At 56.5% G+C, this 16,000-nt stretch carries 15 protein-coding genes and 1 pseudogene; 13 read left to right on the top strand and 3 right to left on the bottom strand.

Annotated elements, in window-relative coordinates; genetic code table 11:
* A partial coding sequence (locus tag IOB61_RS09345; RefSeq protein ID WP_290815512.1) for an ATP-binding protein occupies positions 1 to 296 on the top strand: 296 nt, incomplete at its 5' end.
* A 4-nt stretch (positions 297 to 300) separates the two neighbouring features.
* On the opposite strand, the gene IOB61_RS09340 is transcribed toward IOB61_RS09345, so the two are convergent.
* Positions 301 to 1,386, bottom strand: coding sequence for an A/G-specific adenine glycosylase (locus IOB61_RS09340; protein WP_290815509.1), 1,086 nt, complete (start codon positions 1,384 to 1,386; stop codon positions 301 to 303).
* 77 nt (positions 1,387 to 1,463) lie between these two features.
* On the opposite strand from IOB61_RS09340, the gene IOB61_RS09335 reads away from it, so the two are divergent.
* From IOB61_RS09335 to IOB61_RS09280, 12 genes are all read left to right on the top strand, one after another.
* Positions 1,464 to 2,006, top strand: a complete 543-nt coding sequence (locus IOB61_RS09335; RefSeq protein ID WP_290815506.1) for a DUF721 domain-containing protein — start codon at positions 1,464 to 1,466, stop codon at positions 2,004 to 2,006.
* Between the two features lie 83 nt (positions 2,007 to 2,089).
* Positions 2,090 to 2,770 (top strand): DsbA family protein, encoded by a 681-nt coding sequence (locus IOB61_RS09330; RefSeq protein ID WP_290815503.1) that lies wholly within the window; start codon positions 2,090 to 2,092, stop codon positions 2,768 to 2,770.
* Between the two features lie 12 nt (positions 2,771 to 2,782).
* A complete protein-coding gene (locus IOB61_RS09325) occupies positions 2,783 to 3,574 on the top strand; it encodes a thioredoxin domain-containing protein (protein WP_290815500.1) in 792 nt (263 codons plus the stop codon).
* Entirely contained in the window at positions 3,571 to 7,023 is a 3,453-nt protein-coding gene (gene smc, locus IOB61_RS09320) for a chromosome segregation protein SMC (protein WP_290815497.1), read from the top strand. Before IOB61_RS09325 ends, smc begins: the two co-directional genes overlap by 4 nt.
* 238 nt (positions 7,024 to 7,261) lie before the next feature.
* The gene (locus IOB61_RS09315) at positions 7,262 to 9,838 is read left to right on the top strand and encodes a TonB-dependent receptor (RefSeq protein ID WP_290815493.1); all 2,577 of its coding nucleotides are present in this window, start codon (positions 7,262 to 7,264) and stop codon (positions 9,836 to 9,838) included.
* A gap of 119 nt (positions 9,839 to 9,957) precedes the next feature.
* Positions 9,958 to 10,137 (top strand): hypothetical protein, encoded by a 180-nt coding sequence (locus IOB61_RS09310; protein WP_290815491.1) that lies wholly within the window; start codon positions 9,958 to 9,960, stop codon positions 10,135 to 10,137.
* Between the two features lie 137 nt (positions 10,138 to 10,274).
* Entirely contained in the window at positions 10,275 to 10,634 is a 360-nt protein-coding gene (locus tag IOB61_RS09305; protein ID WP_290815488.1) for an AtpZ/AtpI family protein, read from the top strand.
* Positions 10,631 to 11,407 (top strand): F0F1 ATP synthase subunit A, encoded by a 777-nt coding sequence (locus IOB61_RS09300; RefSeq protein WP_290815485.1) that lies wholly within the window; start codon positions 10,631 to 10,633, stop codon positions 11,405 to 11,407. The genes IOB61_RS09305 and IOB61_RS09300 overlap by 4 nt, the downstream gene beginning before the upstream one ends.
* Before the next feature lie 44 nt (positions 11,408 to 11,451).
* Entirely contained in the window at positions 11,452 to 11,679 is a 228-nt protein-coding gene (locus IOB61_RS09295) for a F0F1 ATP synthase subunit C (RefSeq protein ID WP_085340465.1), read from the top strand.
* A gap of 49 nt (positions 11,680 to 11,728) precedes the next feature.
* Entirely contained in the window at positions 11,729 to 12,280 is a 552-nt protein-coding gene (locus IOB61_RS09290; RefSeq protein ID WP_085340464.1) for a hypothetical protein, read from the top strand.
* Entirely contained in the window at positions 12,280 to 12,771 is a 492-nt protein-coding gene (locus IOB61_RS09285) for an ATP F0F1 synthase subunit B (RefSeq protein WP_290815480.1), read from the top strand. Before IOB61_RS09290 ends, IOB61_RS09285 begins: the two co-directional genes overlap by 1 nt.
* 23 nt (positions 12,772 to 12,794) lie before the next feature.
* Positions 12,795 to 13,868, top strand: coding sequence for an acyltransferase (locus IOB61_RS09280; protein ID WP_290815477.1), 1,074 nt, complete (start codon positions 12,795 to 12,797; stop codon positions 13,866 to 13,868).
* Positions 13,869 to 13,909: 41 nt separating this feature from the next.
* Here IOB61_RS09280 and gcvPB read toward each other — a convergent pair whose 3' ends face one another.
* Entirely contained in the window at positions 13,910 to 15,481 is a 1,572-nt protein-coding gene (gene gcvPB, locus IOB61_RS09275) for an aminomethyl-transferring glycine dehydrogenase subunit GcvPB (protein ID WP_290815474.1), read from the bottom strand.
* A 2-nt stretch (positions 15,482 to 15,483) separates the two neighbouring features.
* A pseudogene (locus IOB61_RS09270) lies at positions 15,484 to 16,000 on the bottom strand (glycine dehydrogenase); the annotation flags it as partial.

Genomic DNA, 16,000 nt, shown 5'->3' with positions numbered 1-16,000 from the left:
TGTTCCAAGTAAAAGACACCGGGATTGGTCTTACGGCTGAACAAGTAGCGCGCATCTTTGATCCCTTTGTTCAAGCCGACGATTCAACAACGCGGAAGTTTGGCGGCACGGGCCTTGGGCTTGCCATCACGCGCAAACTTGCCCGTCTCATGGGCGGGGATGTGACGGTCACCAGCGAGAGTGGCGTCGGTTCCATATTTGAGCTGACCATCCTGCAGTATGACGAGGCCCATCGGGCAAATAGTCCAAGCGTGGAACCTAAGCCAAAAGCCCAAAACCCTGCCATTGCGGCTTAGGCGCTCACTCCGTGCTTAGCCCGGCGTGCCCCGAAGCAATGATTTTGCGCATCAAGCTGGGTAGGGCCGCCTGCTCTAAGGCGTGGGGCGTGACATGGTGATAAAAGTCTGGCGTCACAACCTCGTCCAGCCGAACAGAAAACACCTGCATGCGAAGCTCAAAATGCGTGAAGACGTGGCGCACTGGCTCGCACACAATCCAATCGGCATTTCGAACCAAGCCTTCAAGAATGCATTCTGAAGGCGCATAGGGCACCTCCCGCCAAGCCAGATTCGGCACTTCCAGCATCCCACCCAACAGGCCTTCATTTGGCCGACGTCGTACCCAAAAGCCCTTAGGGTCCAACACAACAAAGGCGACCCCGTGCCGCACCGGCTTGGCCTTTTTTGCTTGCTTCTTTGGATAGTCACTTGCACACCCTTTAGCAAAGGCTGCGCAGCTTTTGGACCACGGACATAAGGAGCAAGCGGGGTTACGCGGGGTACAAATTGTGGCCCCAAGATCCATCATGGCTTGCGCAAAATCGCCCGGCCTGTGGGGATGTTCAAACTGGGATGCGGCCTCGCGAAAGATAGGCTTGGCCGCCGGCAAAGCAGCCTCGATCAGCCACAGCCGCGACAAGACGCGTTCAATATTGCCATCGACCGGGACGTGCGGCAGGTCAAAAGCAATGGCGGCAATCGCAGCGGCCGTATAGGGGCCGATGCCCTTGATTGAGAGGAGGCCTGACTCCGTCGTTGGAAACCCACCAAGAGCAGCAATGGCCTTAGCCCCTTCATGCAGATTGCGTGCACGGGCATAATAACCAAGACCGGCCCACAGGCCCAAAACCTCGTCTAAATGGGCAGAGGCCAAGTCCTCGATGGTTGGATAACGCGCCAAAAATGCGGCAAAATAGGGCTTTACCGTCACAACGCCAGTTTGCTGTAGCATGATTTCCGACAGCCAAACATGATAGGGGTCTGGACGCCGCCCGGCGCGCCCCTCCAATGGCGGGATCCGCCAAGGCAAAGGCCGGGCATGGACATCATACCAAGCCAACAAGTGGTCTCTGAGGTCGGAAAGCAAGGCGGGCGTGGTTGCGGGCATGCCCCGTCCCTAACTGTTTTGCCTGCCAATTACATCAAGGCCTCGCAGATCGGCACCGAATAGGTTAAGCAAGTAGCATGGCGGAAACTCCTTCATCTGACAGCGAACAAAATGGCTTTGACGCACAGTTGGAAGTCGCAGCGACGGCTTGGCTATCACAGCGTCGCGGCAAGCCTGTTTGGGCAGGTCCCCCACCTGTTGCGCGCCTGATTGCGAATTTGGTTCCACCCGATCAGCGCAAGGCCGGCATGACCGTCCGCGAGTTGCAAGGGCGATGGGGCGAAATTGTCGGCGACAAGATTGCGACCATTTGCCAGCCCGATCAGATCAAAGGTGAAACCCTCGTTTTGAAAGTCGTTGCCGCCGCAGCGCCCCTTCTCTCCATGCGGTCGACAGAAATTGTCGGCCTTGTCCGTTTGGCAGGGGCCGGCAAAATCAAGAAGCTATCCTTGGTTCGCGCGCCTCTGAAACAAGCAGCTAAGGCCCCTGCCAAAGCCACAAACCGAAAATTGAACGCCAGTGAGCAGCGAAAACTGGATGAACAGCTTGAACAGGTGACGCAACCAAGCTTGAAAGCAGCCTTGACACGGTTGGCCGAAGCCACCGCATCTATCGACTAAGTGATGATTTTGCCGGATAGAGGCAACCAAGATGACAAAGCGGCCTCGACTCCCTAGGAAGCAGGCGCAAGAGGAGTGACCAGATGTCCTTTCAATTCCCCAGCATTGGATTTGTTGCCAAAACGGCCGTCATCGCAACGGCTTTGATTTTAAGCGCCTGTAGCCCGGGTGGCGGTGGTGCATCGGGCGGGGCACCGGGCAGTGCCCTTGAAAATGCCACCGATTTTCCGGTCGGCTCAAAAGACGCGAAAGTGGTGATGATTGAATATGCATCCGTCACTTGCCCGCATTGTGCAAACTTCCACACCCAAGTTTTGCCAACCATCAAGGAAAAATACATCAGCACCGGTAAAGTGCGCTATGTTTTCCGCGAGTTTCCGACCGAGCCAGTGCAACTTGCCACCGCAGGTCATTTGCTGGCGCGCTGTGCCGGTGGGGAAAAGCGCGATCAAATCATTGACGCATTGATGCGTGGCCAGCGCGAATTGTTCGCCCAAGCTCAAGGACCGACCGGGGCTGAGCAAGCGCTGTTAAATATCGCCGTGTCTGCTGGGATGGATAAGGCCAAATTTGATGCTTGTATGGCCAATCAGGACATCCTGAAAGACTTGGTCGATATTCGCGAGGGCGGCGTCAAAGCAGGCGTGCAGGGCACGCCAACCATCTTTATCAATGGCGAGAAATTCGAAGGCCCCACCACACGTGAAATGACAGTTGATGATGTTACCAAGGCCCTCGACGCGGCTTTGGCCAAGGCAAAATAAGGTCATACAGCCTTGCTTGATCGCCGCCCGTTGCTGAAGAGTGATCGCGCCAAACACTGGCCGGCACGGGCGGCTGCTTGCTTGATTGCGGCCATGATTGGGCTGACCTTTGGCAATGGGCTTGCCTTTGCGACCGAAAAACCAAAGGCTGCACCTGTGCCAGCCAAAGCGCCACCTGCGCCTGCGCCAGTACCTGACTGGCCATTGGGGTCAGAGCGCGCCAGAGTAACTTTGATTGAATATGGCAGCCTCACCTGCTCGCACTGCGCAGATTTCAACAACAATGTTTTGCCGAGCCTGAAAGCAAGCCATATCACGCCCGGTCGGGTGCGCTATGTCTTTCGCGCTTTCCCAACCCCGCCCATGGGCTTGTCCTATCCCATGCACAGTCTGGCGCGCTGTGCAGGGCCGCAAGCCTATCACAAGGTCCTAGACGCATTCTTTCAACAGCAAAGCGTGATCTTTGAAGCAGCCCAGCAAGGAAAGGGTGCAAAGGACGCAGTCTATAGGATTTTCACCCAGTCGAGTGGGATGAGTGCCGCCCAGGCCGATGTGTGTTTGCGCACCCAATCCCACGCCGAAGCGGTAAACCAGCAATCTGTGACAGGTGAAGAATTGGGCGTTTCAGGAACGCCCACTTTCTTCATCCAAACCGCCCGGGGGACCACCTTACTTCCACCCCCCTATGATGCCCAAAGCATCGGTCAGGCATTAGATGCTGCCTTAGCAGCCTTGCCGCCGGCCCCACGTGCCACCCCCACTAAGACCAAGGCCAAACCAAAGCCTAAGGCCAAAAAACCATGAGGGTGACAGACCTGCGCGTGGTCGGGTTCAAATCCTTTGTCGACCCAGTCAATCTCAAGATTGAGCCTGGCCTTACCGGTATTGTTGGACCAAATGGCTGTGGCAAATCCAATATCCTCGAATCCCTGCGCTGGGTCATGGGGGCGACATCTGCGCGGGCGTTGCGTGGTGGGGAAATGGATGATGTCATTTTCGCGGGCACCGATAAGCGCCCAGCGCGTGACATTGCCGAAGTTGTCATCAGCTTGGATAATCGTGAGGGCCGCGCGCCGGCCCCGTTTGACCAAGACCCCGTTCTCGAAGTGTCGCGCAAAATCCGCCGGGCTGCCGGGTCAAGTTTCAAGATCAACGGCAAAGAAGTCCGCGCCCGCGATGTCCAACTTTTGTTTGCAGACGCATCGACCGGGGCAAATTCACCGGCTTTGGTGCGGCAAAATCAAGTCAGTGAATTAATCAATGCCAAGCCGGAAAACCGTCGCCGGATCTTGGAAGAGGCTGCCGGTATCTCTGGCCTTTACACGCGGCGTCATGAAGCTGAACTCAAGCTGAGAGGCGCGCAGACCAATCTCGAGCGGTTGGACGATGTAATCCAAGCCATGCAGGATCAATTGAATGGTCTGCGACGCCAGGCCCGCCAAGCGACCAAATATCGCGCTGTAGCCGAGGAAATCCGCACGCTGGAAACTTTCCTCTTCGCGCAACGTTACAATGAGGCCCAATCTGTTCTGACCCAAGCCCAGGAAAATCAGCGTAAAGCCGAGCAAGCGTTGGCCGACGCCACTCTTGCTGCGAATAAAGCGGCTGCGGCAGCTGAAAATTCCGACGAAAGTCTGGGTGGGCTACGCGAGGAACAGGCCGTTGCTGAAGCCATTTTGCGGCGATTAGAAGGTCAACGCATTGCCTGTGAACGCGATCTTCAAAGCGCACGTGAGGCCCTGCAATCTGCCGAAGCCGATCTGGTGCGGATCCGCAATGACAAAGCGCGCGAGCAAACCCTGTTTGAAGATGCGACGCAAAATCTGCAACAAACCACAGAGGCTTTAGCCAATCTACCCGATCGCAGCGCCCTTGATGGCGAGATCGAAGAAGCCAGAGCAATCACCACGCGCGAAAACGAGCAACGCGAAGCGGCCGAAGCGGCTTTGACGGCGGCAATTTCAGAACGTGCCGCCGCCGTTGCCGAGCGCAATGCCCAGATGCGGGCTTATGAAGATGCAAAGGCTCAATTGCGTCGTCGGGAAGAAGCGGTCACGCGCATCCAAGCAGAGGTGGCTCGCCTCCAACAGGCCTTGCCGAATGACGATGTGCTGCAAATTGCGCGGAAAGAAGCAGAGGCGATAACCGATGCAGCGACAGTAGCCGCCGAGCGTGCCGATCAGAGCGAAAAGGAAGCCGAAGAGGCCGCCGCTCACGAAAGCGAAGCCCGCGAAGCGGCCCGGCAAGCCCAAAATCAGCTCGACCGCCTGAATTCCGAGCTAAAGGCACTCGAAGCCATGACGAAAAAGCCAGCCACTGGCTCTTGGGCTAAGGTGCTCGATAGCATACGTCCGCAGGCGGGGTATGAACGGGCGGTTGCGGCAGCCTTTGGCGATGAATTGCAAGCAGCGCTCGATGCCAAAGCCCCGGCCGCATGGACTGGGCAAGAGGCACGCGCCTTTGAATGGCCAGAGGGCGTAAGCCCACTAAAAGCGTTTGTCACACAATTCCCAGCTCAATTAGAGGCGCGTCTGTCAGCGATTGGCTTGGTCGACAGCGCTTTGTTTGACCGCATTACCGATTTGCCAACGGGTGCTCGCCTTGTCACCCGTGAGGGGGACATGAGACGTTGGGATGGGTTTGTGCGCCGCAAGGATGCAGTATCGTCCGCAGCGGCTGAACTGGAACAAAGAACCCGCCTTGAGGCATTGCAGGCACAAGTGCCAGCAGCCCAAGAAACAGCCCAAACCCTCGCCAAAGCCGCAGCAGAAGCCCGTGCCAAAGCCGATCAGAAGCGGGCCCAAGCCCGCCATGCACGCGCTGAAGCCCCACGCGCGTTTGCGGCAGTGGCCGGTGCGCGGGACCGGATTGCGCGCCTTGAAGCCGATTTTGCCCGGGCGCGCGCCAGCTTTGAGCAAGCCGAAGTCAGCGCCGCTGCAGCGGCGGAAGAACAAAACCAAGCCCGAATGCTGGTTGATGTAGCTGCCGAACTCTTGGCCGCTCTGCCGCCAGAAGAGGACACAAGCCAGCTTACCCGCGTGCAAGAACAAGCCCAACTGGCGCGCGCGGCGGCCAATCAAGCCCAAGCCAGCTTGAACCAAATCCTATCGCGCGCTGGGGCCCGCGACAGCCAAGAAGCCAGTTTGAAACGGGACTTGGCGTCGTGGCAGACCCGCCTCAAGGCGGCTGAAACCCGCTTGGCGGAGTTAGATCAAGAAAGCGCCAAGGCGATGGCGCGCAAGCAAGCGGCCAGCGATGCCCCGATTGAGATCGAAAAGCGCCAGCGCGAACTCTTAAGTCAAGTTCCAGCTGCCCAAGCCCGGAAAGCCAAGGCTGATAATGCGCTCAGCCAAACTGAAGCCACCATACGTAGCCTGCGCGAGCAAGACCGCTTGGCGAGCCAAGCCTTGTCTGCCGCGCGCGAAGCGCGCGCAGCTGCCACCATCCGCACCGAAGCTGCTAGCGAACGCCTGCAGGAATTGAGCGATGAGATCCGCCGCGCCCTGCAACTCGATCCAGCCGATTGTGAGCGTCGGGCGCGCGCTGCCATGGGCGAGGCTTTTGACCAGACTACCATCCAAGCAACCGAGCAAAGACTTGCGAAATTACTCTATGACCGCGAGGCCATAGGCGGGGTCAATTTGCGCGCAGATGAAGAAGTGGCCGAGCAGGAAGCCCGCCTTGCTGCTCTGGTCGCCGATAAGGATGACTTGACCTCAGCCATTGCAAAGCTGCGTGGGGGCGTTGATCAAATCAATGAGGAAGGCAAAGAGCGTCTGCTTGCCGCCTTTGACACAGTGCACGGCCATTTCCGCGTTTTATTTGAAGCCTTGTTTGACGGCGGCACAGCTGAGCTGCGCCTGACCGAGAGTGATGACCCCTTAGGCGGTGGCCTTGAAGTCTATGCCTGCCCGCCCGGAAAGAAGCTTCAAAGCCTGACCTTAATGAGTGGTGGCGAACAGGCGTTGACCGCTTCAGCCCTGATTTTTGCGGTGTTCCTATCCAATCCCGCCCCCATTTGTGTGCTCGACGAAGTTGATGCGCCATTGGATGATTCAAACGTTGATCGCTACTGCCGTTTGCTGAATGAAATGCGCCAGCGCACCGAGACCCGCTTTATCGTCATCACCCACCACCCCATCACCATGGCCCGCATGGACCGCCTATTTGGTGTAACCATGGCAGAGCGCGGTGTCTCTCAATTGGTGAGTGTTGATTTGAGTCGCGCCGAGGCCCTCATTTCGGCGGAATAGGCCATTCTGGGCCAAGCCCTCCCCAATCGATTGCACAACAAAGCTGCATGGACCTCACGAATTTGTGACTGTTCTGCAACAAGTTGGACTCAATGTCGCGCCTAACGCGAATCTCGTGCGAATTTTCGGAAATTTGGATGGTGCGCGACTTGTCATAACAAATTTGTGAGCTAACGACGAAATGTCAGGTTGTTTACAAAACTGACTTCGAGAAGTCACAATTAAGGATAAATCATCCATGAAGAAAACGACGAAATTGAGCGGCGCAAGCATGTTGGCCCTATCGGTCGCCTCTGCTCTGATCGTAGCGGCTCCCCAATTCGCTCTTGCCCAAGCAGCGCCGGCAGCAGCCGATGCGCCAGCTGAAGAGGTGATCATTGTGACTGGCAGCCGTCGCGCCGTCCGATCAACCGCAGACACACCGGCACCTGTCGACATTATTAGCGGCGCTGAAATCGCAGCCCAAGGTGATACCGACGTCGCCAACATGATCCGCAATGTTGTGCCCTCGTTCAATGTGAACACCCAATCGATCAGCGACGCAGCTTCAATCGTTCGTCCAGCTAACCTGCGCGGTTTGGCACCAGACCACACTCTGGTCTTGATCAATGGCAAGCGCCGGCATCGCTCGGCCGTTGTTGCCTTCCTCGGCGGCGGTATTTCAGACGGGGCCCAAGGGCCGGATATCTCAATCTTCCCGTCAATCGGCTTGAAGCAAGTCCAGGTTCTGCGCGATGGCGCAGCAGCTCAATATGGTTCCGACGCGATTGCTGGCGTGATGAATTTCCGCCTACGCGACGACACAGATTCCTTTGAAGTAGAAGCCAAATATGGCCAATTCTATGAAGGCGACGGCACAACCTATCAAATCGCTGGCAATTTCGGTGTAGCGCTAACGGATGCTGGCTTTGCAAACCTGACGCTGGAATATCGTGAAGCCGGTGAAACCAGCCGTTCGGTCCAACGCGGTGATGCTGCGGCACTGCGCGCTGCCGGCAACACAAATGTTCCTGCTTCTCCCGTGCAAACTTGGGGTTCGCCTGAAATCAAGAGCGAATTTAAAGCATTCTTGAACGCTGGCATTGAAGCCAGTGAAACCCAATCCTTCTATGCCTTCGGCAATTACGGCAAGAAAGAAACCGATGGCGGTTTCTATTATCGTAACCCGAACACCCGTGGCGGTGTCTATTCAAACGATGGTGGGACGACTTGGCTTGTGGGCGACCTCACACCGGGGACAACCCCATGTGCGGCTGTCGCGCCGGGTGCGGCAGGCCTTGCAGCCTTGAAGGCCGATCCAAACTGCTTTGCCTTTGTGGAATTGCTGCCCGGTGGCTTCACCCCGCGCTTCGGTGGTGAGTTGACCGACCTTGCCGGTTATCTTGGCACAAAGGGCAAGTTCAAGGGCATTGATTATGACATCAGCTTCGGCGTTGGCATGAGCGATATTGACTTCAATATTCGCAACACGATCAACCCGTCCTTGGGTCCCAATACGCCAACCAGTTTCCGTCCAGGCGGTCAGACCCAGTTGGAAAAAACCTTCAATATTGACTTGGCCTACGCCATGCCAGTGGCATCGTTTGCATCGCCTCTGAACATTGCGGGTGGTTTTGAATGGCGCAATGAATCCTTCGAGTTGAAGGCAGGCGATCAAGCCTCATGGGAACGCGGGCCTTTGGCCAGCCAAGGCTTTGGTCTGGGTTCAAACGGCTTCCAGGGCTTCAACCCATCCACAGCAGGCCGCTGGAATCGCTCCAACGTCGCGGTCTATGTCGACCTTGAAGCCGATGTGACCGAAAAGGTGACGTTGGGTGCCGCGGTGCGCAGCGAAGACTTTGAAGATTTTGGTACCACGACCAATTACAAATTGTCGGGTCTGATGCGGGCCACAGACGCTTTGACACTCCGGTCAACCTATTCGACGGGTTTCCGTGCGCCAACCCCTGGCCAATCCAACATCATCAACACCACCACGTCGCTGGTCAGCTCGGGTGGCGTTCAAAGCCTGCAGAATACCGGGACAATCCCCCCAACTTCTGTTTTGGGTAAATTGCTCGGTGGTCAGCCCTTGAAGCCAGAAACCTCAAAGAACTTCTCGATTGGGGCGGGTCTTGAAATTGGCAAGCTCAAAGCCACGCTCGACTTCTTCAACATCGAGATGGAAGATCGTATCCGGTTGAGCGCGCCAACTAAGTCCTTGACCCAAGCGCAGTTCAACGCTTTGACCGCTTCTGAGCAAGCTGCAATCCGGGCTCTGGGCGGCGATACCCCCGATTTCACCGCCTTCAAATTCTTCGTCAATGGCGTGGACACGACCACCCAAGGCATCGACTTTGTGGCGTCCTATCCCTTGGATCTGTTTGGCGGCAAGACCAATTTGTCGTTTGCAGCCAACTGGACAGAGACCGATGTAACGCGCGGTGAAAAACTTGTTGGTCTGGAATCAGACGGCAATGCCGGCTTGCGCCAAATGGAAGAAGGCTTGCCCAAATTCCGGGGCAATATTGGCCTCAGCCACTCCATTGGTAAGTGGAACTTCAATGGCCGCTTGAACTATTTCGGCGAGTTCTATGAAGCCCATGCAGATGCGTTCGATTTGCCGATCGACGGTGACGCACAAGTGACCTTTGATGCAGAAGTCACTTATTCCTTGACCGATGCGATCTCGCTTACCGTGGGCGCTGAAAATCTGACCGACAGCTACCCAACCAAAAACCCATATGCGACCATTCTCGGGGCCGAATATGCAACGACCGCGCCTGCTGGCTTCAACGGCGGCTTCTATTATTTGAAGCTGAGCTACAAGCGCTAAACACAGGCTTTAGAACGATCCTAGGGGGCTCGGCAGTTTTCTGCCGGGCCCTTTTTGTTGCCCGCTGGAACGAAGCGGAGCCTCTGACCCTCCGTGATTTTGCGGCACATGATGTTCGATTGGCTGATGCCATGGAGGATGACAGCCTTGTGATCCTTTCCAACCTGAAGGCTTTGAAACAACGACCTGCCTTGACGATCTCATCGGTGCAGCTGACTGGCCCCAAAACCCAGTCCAGAATCCTGATTTTCACCTCGGAAATGGCTCGAAAAATGCCGCACTGCACCATCTTACTGTAAAAATCCCGAAAAAGTGATCAAAAACAGAATGGTAGAACCACATCTGTTCGGGTTGACTTGCATAGAGGGCGCCTCTAGTTTCCGCCCGCGTCGACAAGGGGGCAAGTCCGCACTTTTGTTGTTCGCACGGCTGGTTCATGGCTGATCCTAGACACCCACATGGCTCTGATGCCCTTGATGAGTTGGCCAAACGTGTGGCTGCGCTTCATCAAGAGCGAGAGAATGCTGGGCCAAAGGTTGGTGTGGATCGGTCGGGTATGTCCTTAGGGCTGCGTCTGGCTTCCGAATTTGCCTCGGCAATTCTGGTCGGCGGTCTGTTAGGATATGGTGTTGATGTTGTTTTGACGACGCAGCCATGGGGCCTTTTGGTCGGTTTGGCGCTCGGCTTTGTGACCGGCACGGTGAATTTAATTCGGGCCTCCCGTCAGATGACAGAGGCCAATCCCGTTGATCCCCAAGCATCCGGCTTGAAGGACAACTTAGACGAAGAAGCGTGAAGCAGGAGACAAGCGGCGTGGCCAGCGATCCGATGCACCAGTTCCATATCGCCCCCATGGTCCCCATGGAGTTGGCGGGCTATGATGTGTCGTTCACGAACGCGAGCCTGTTCCTTGTTTTAGGGGCTGCGCTGCCTGCGGCCTTCATGTTGGCAAGCTCTGCCAAGGCGGCTTTGGTTCCTGGCCGCATGCAAACCTTGGGCGAAACTGCCTACGGCTTTGTCTATAACATGCTGTACAGCTCGGCTGGCTCGGAAGGCGTCAAGAAGTTCTTCCCACTGGTTTTGAGCTTGTTCTTGTTCATCTTTACGGTGAATATGGTTGGCTTGTTTGCTTATAACTTCACGCCAACCAGCCAGATCATCGTAACAGCCATGATGGCACTTCTGGTGTTTTTCACCGTGATCATCGTCGGCTTTGCTAAAAATGGCTTGGGATTCCTCAAGCTGTTCGTGCCATCGGGCATCCCTTGGCCGCTTTATATCATTGTGACACCGATCGAGATTATTTCCTTCTTCTCGCGTCCTCTGTCACATGCCGTCCGTCTCTGGGCAAACATTCTCGCCGGTCACATTCTGGTAAAGGTGTTTGCTGGTTTCGTGCCCATGATGGCCGAGACCGGAGCCGTGGGTGCTGTCGGGGCGATCTTGCCTTTCGTCATGACGGTGGCCCTCTATGCACTGGAAACCCTCGTTGCATTCTTGCAGGCCTATGTGTTCACCATGTTGACCTGTATCTACCTCAATGACGCGCTGCACGCAGCCGATCACTAAGTCACCTCTTTCTAATCGTCCCTTATCCCTCAGGAGAATTCATCATGGACGCAGAAGCCGCAAAGTACATTGGTGCAGGCCTTGCTTGCTTGGGCATGTTGGGCGCCGCCATCGGCGTGGGCAACATCTTCGGCAGCTTCTTGGAAGGCGCCATGCGCAATCCTTCGGCAGCACAAGGCCAGTTTGGTAACCTGATCTTCGGGTTCGCCGTGACCGAAGCGCTCGGCATCTTCTCGCTGCTGATCGCTATCTTGTTGTTGTTCGTGGTCTGATCCAGATTTCTAATCTGGTCTTTCATCAAAGACCCGGAGTGGTTTGAATATGGCTGGCGAATCTCACGCAGTCGAAGCTGCGGGTAAAGCAGGCGAACATGCAGGCGGTGGCTTCCCACCGTTTGACGCAAGCCTGTTTTCTTCGCAGATCTTTTGGTTCTGGCTTGCCTTTGGCGCGCTCTACATTGTGTTGGCATCGGTGGTTATCCCCCGCATTGCAAAGACTTTGGCCGATCGCAAAAACGCCATTGAAGGTGATCTGAAAGCGGCGGCAGAGCAAACTGCAGCTGCCCAAGCTGCGCGCCTCGAAGCTGAAAAGGCCCAAGCCGAAGCCCGGGCGCAAGCCCGCAAGACGGTTGAAGCCGCCCGCCATGCCCATGAAGCAGCCGCAGCGAAAGCTGAGGCTGCTGCCACTAAAAAAGCCAATACCAAAATCGCCAAAGCTGAAGAGAAAATCTCGGCTTCGCGAGACGCGGCTTTGGCCAGCGTGAATGAAACCGTCGGCGAATTGGCTGTGGCGATTGTGGAACGTGTTTCCGGGATCAAGCCAACAGCCAAAGCGCTCGACACAGCGGTTAAATCCGTCACAGGGGCAGCATAATGGCACTTGGATTTGACGCGACCCTCGTCGCCGCCCTTGGCTTTTCTACCTTCATCGGTGGGATGATTTATCTGAAGGTCCCTGGCATGTTGACCAAGGCTTTGGATGACCAGTCAGCCAAGATTTCGAAGGAATTGGAAGAAGCCAAGCGTTTGCGCCAAGAGGCGGAAGCTCTGTGGGCGTCTTATCAAGCTCAGCATGCCAAAGCCGTTGAAGATGCGGCTGCAATCATCGCCAAAGCTGAAGAAGATGCGGTTCGCGTCAAGGCGGAAGCCGAAGCCCAGCTGGAGCGCTCGATTGCTACCCGCAGCAAGCAGGCTGAAGAGCGTATTCGTCGCGCCGAAGAAGCCGCCATTTCTGAGGTCCGCGCTGCGGCCTCTAATGCCGCGATGGCTGTGGCAGAACGCGTCTTGGTTGCCAGTGTGAAGGGCAAGGCTGGCGAGAAGCTGGTTGCCAATGGCATTGCCGCGCTGGAAAGCAAGTTCGGCTGAACAAGCTTTAAGGGGCGGACTTGGTGACAGCTAAACCGCCCTTAATCGCTTCCCTCTCTACCATTCAAACCTTGCGTGGACTCGCGGCCTTGATGGTCGCGATTGCGCATTTGCACGCGGTGGAAAACCGCTTTGGTGGCACGCCTTTGCTGGGCGAATGGGCCCTTGCAGGCTTTGGTGGCGTTGATCTGTTCTTTGTGATCTCGGGCTTTGTGATGGTTTGGGTCACGCGGGCCGATCAAGGCAAGCCCTCTGCCCTGCCCGGCTTTTGGTTTGCCCGCCTTGCCCGCATCTATCCGCTCTGGTGGCTGGTTCTTTCAGCTTTGGTGGCGGTCTGGATGGTAAGGCCCGATTGGGTTTATGCGAGCCATGAGTCGAGCCCTGAACTCTGGAAATCCTATCTTCTAATACCCGATAAAGAGCTGCCGCTGCATGCGGTTGGCTGGACCTTGATCCACGAGCTGTGGTTCTACTTGGCCTTTGGCCTGATGCTGCTATTGCCGGCGCGCTGGTTTCCCGCAGCGCTGGCGATATGGGCCATTGCGACCGCAGCAACAGCCTATGTTTGGCCAAAGCCTGAGAACCCCTTTGTGGCGCTAATTCGTCATCCGCTGACGCTGGAGTTTATTTTAGGGGCGGCAGTTGGCCTTGTGGCACAAAGGCGGATTTTCCCAGCCTCGCGCGTGATGGTACAATTTGGCGGCTTCTGGATGCTGTTGAGCGTTTTAGCGCTGCGAGAGAATGCGCCAGCCATGTTTGGCGAAGAATGGCCGCGGCTTTTCTATTTTGGCATCCCTGCAGCTCTTCTGGTGTGGGGCTGTGTTGGGCTGGAACATTCAGGCCTCAAAAGCCCCACATGGACGGTTTCCTTGGGCGACTGGTCATACGCGCTTTATCTCATCCATGTGCCTGTCTTTGCCGCTCTAGGCCGCCTTGGGGCGCCCTTGTCCCAGCCTGGGCCTTTGGACAATTTAATTTTATTGGTGGTGGCGCTCGCCAGCGCCCTTGTGGCTGCTTGGATCTTGCATGTGGGCTTTGATCGGCCTGTGCAGAAATTGGCTGCCCGCGTCCGCGGCAAGCGCGCCATAAAGGGCTGACGGCCCCTTTCTCAAGAAGCCGTCAGCAGCGTTAGATCGGTTTATTCCGCAGCGATTTTGCTGGCTTCCACGGGTGGTGCCCATTTCAAGACGGGCTTGCGGGCTGCGCGTGTCTCGTCCAAGCGCTTCACAGGGGCATGATAGGGCGCGCCGGTAAAGCGGGCGGTATCGCCTGCCTTGGCAGCCTTTGCGAGGCCCGTCATGGAAGCGATAAAGGCGTCCAAGCTTGCCTTGCTTTCGCTTTCGGTTGGCTCAATCAGCATGGCCCCATGGACGACCAGCGGGAAATACATGGTCATGGGGTGATAGCCCTCGTCGATCATGGCCTTGGCAAAATCAAGCGTCGTGACCCCTGTGCCTTCAAGCCAAGAATCGTCAAACAAGGCTTCGTGCATGCACACACCGTCGAACGCCGGGCTCATATGTTCCTTCAAACAAGCTTGGACATAATTGGCGTTGAGCACCGCATCTTCGGAAGCCTGCTTGATGCCATCGGCACCATGGCTCAACATATAGGTCAACGCGCGGGTATACATGCCCATCTGACCATGGAAGGCGACCATGCGGCCAAATGGCTCGCCATCGCTATCGGCTTCATGCTCAACCAAATCCAAGCTGCCATCGGCGCGGGTGACGACATAAGGCACCGGCGCGAAGGGGGCTAAAGCATCAGACAAGACCGTGGGGCCAGACCCCGGCCCACCCCCGCCATGTGGCGTTGAAAAGGTCTTGTGCAGATTGATATGCATGGCATCGACGCCCAAATCGCCCGGACGAACCCGGCCTGCAATGGCGTTAAAGTTCGCGCCATCGCAATAGAAATAGCCACCCGCCGCATGAATCAAATCTGCGATCTCGCGAATGTCGCGTTCAAAAAGGCCGCAGGTGTTTGGATTGGTCAGCATGATGCCAGCCACATCCTCGCCCAGCTTGGTTTTAAGGTCGCCAAGGTCAACGCGGCCATCTGGGGCTGCCTTGATTTCATCGACGATAAAGCCGCATTGAACAGCCGTTGCCGGATTGGTGCCATGGGCGCTTTCGGGCACCAGCACGCGGCGGCGATGGGTTTGGCCTTGGGCGTCCAAAGCGGCCCGGATGGCCAGCATGCCGCACAATTCGCCATGGGCACCTGCCTTAGGCGACAGGGCAACCGCCTTCATGCCGGTTAAGGTAATCAGCCAATGCGACAATTGATCCATCACGCCCAAGGCGCCTTGAACCGTCGAGACAGGCTGCAAAGGATGCACATCGGCAAAGCCTGGCAGGCGGGCCATTTTCTCGTTTAGGCGCGCATTATGCTTCATGGTGCAGGAGCCCAAGGGGAACATGCCCAAATCAATGGCATAATTGCGTTGGCTCAAGCGCACATAGTGGCGCACAGCCTCTGGCTCGGACAGGCCGGGATTACCGGTCGAACTCTTGCGGGCAAGACCGCCCAGACGGGTTTTCACGCCTTTGACTGGCGGCAAATCCACCCCAGTGCGATCGATCGAGCCCGTCTCAAAAATCAAAGAGGTGGGCTGTAGAAGGCCCCGGGCCCCTGAAAATGTGGTTGGGGCTGCACCATCATTGGCAATTGCGGCAGTGGGACGGCCAACATTATTCATAGCCATGACTAAATCACCTTCTTCAACGTATCGGCGAGATGTGCGATGTCTTCGGCCGTGGTGGTTTCGGTTGCTGCAATCAACAGCACATTTTCAAAGCCTGCTTCTTGGCGCAGGCGCGAATAAGGCACGCCCCCAAGCACATTCTGGGCAGCCATGGCCTCTACCGCTTTGGCGGCATCGACAGGCAGGCGCACGGCAAACTCGTTGAAGAAGCTGTCACTTAACAGCTCAACCCCTTGGATCGCGGCGACGGCATCGGCGGTCTCGCACGCCGCTTCATGGTTGAGTTGGGCCAGATGCTTTAAGCCCTTATCGCCCAACAGGGTCATGTGGATTGTGAAGGCCAAGGCGCAAAGCCCTGAATTGGTGCAGATATTGCTGGTCGCTTTGTCGCGACGAATATGCTGCTCGCGCGTGGACAGCGTCAACACAAAGCCGCGCGTGCCATCGGCATCAACGGTTTCGCCCGCCAAGCGGCCTGGCATTTGGCGTACATATTTGTCCTTAGTGGCAAAGAGGCCA

It is taken from the genome of Aquidulcibacter sp. (genome assembly GCF_020253525.1).
GTDB lineage: Bacteria > Pseudomonadota > Alphaproteobacteria > Caulobacterales > Aquidulcibacteraceae > Aquidulcibacter.
Note: the sequence above shows the minus strand (reverse complement) of the source record. Positions and strands in the feature narration are given on the sequence as shown.

What these genes read in the sequence shown, in the direction of transcription:
- IOB61_RS09340 (WP_290815509.1), bottom strand. Translation starts at nt 1,386, where the DNA reads ATGCCCGCAACCACGCCCGCCTTGCTTTCCGACCTCAGAGACCACTTG.
- IOB61_RS09335 (WP_290815506.1), top strand. Translation starts at nt 1,464, where the DNA reads ATGGCGGAAACTCCTTCATCTGACAGCGAACAAAATGGCTTTGACGCA.
- IOB61_RS09330 (WP_290815503.1), top strand. Translation starts at nt 2,090, where the DNA reads ATGTCCTTTCAATTCCCCAGCATTGGATTTGTTGCCAAAACGGCCGTC.
- smc (WP_290815497.1), top strand. Translation starts at nt 3,571, where the DNA reads ATGAGGGTGACAGACCTGCGCGTGGTCGGGTTCAAATCCTTTGTCGAC.
- IOB61_RS09315 (WP_290815493.1), top strand. Translation starts at nt 7,262, where the DNA reads ATGAAGAAAACGACGAAATTGAGCGGCGCAAGCATGTTGGCCCTATCG.
- IOB61_RS09305 (WP_290815488.1), top strand. Translation starts at nt 10,275, where the DNA reads ATGGCTGATCCTAGACACCCACATGGCTCTGATGCCCTTGATGAGTTG.
- IOB61_RS09295 (WP_085340465.1), top strand. Translation starts at nt 11,452, where the DNA reads ATGGACGCAGAAGCCGCAAAGTACATTGGTGCAGGCCTTGCTTGCTTG.
- IOB61_RS09290 (WP_085340464.1), top strand. Translation starts at nt 11,729, where the DNA reads ATGGCTGGCGAATCTCACGCAGTCGAAGCTGCGGGTAAAGCAGGCGAA.
- IOB61_RS09285 (WP_290815480.1), top strand. Translation starts at nt 12,280, where the DNA reads ATGGCACTTGGATTTGACGCGACCCTCGTCGCCGCCCTTGGCTTTTCT.
- gcvPB (WP_290815474.1), bottom strand. Translation starts at nt 15,481, where the DNA reads ATGGCTATGAATAATGTTGGCCGTCCCACTGCCGCAATTGCCAATGAT.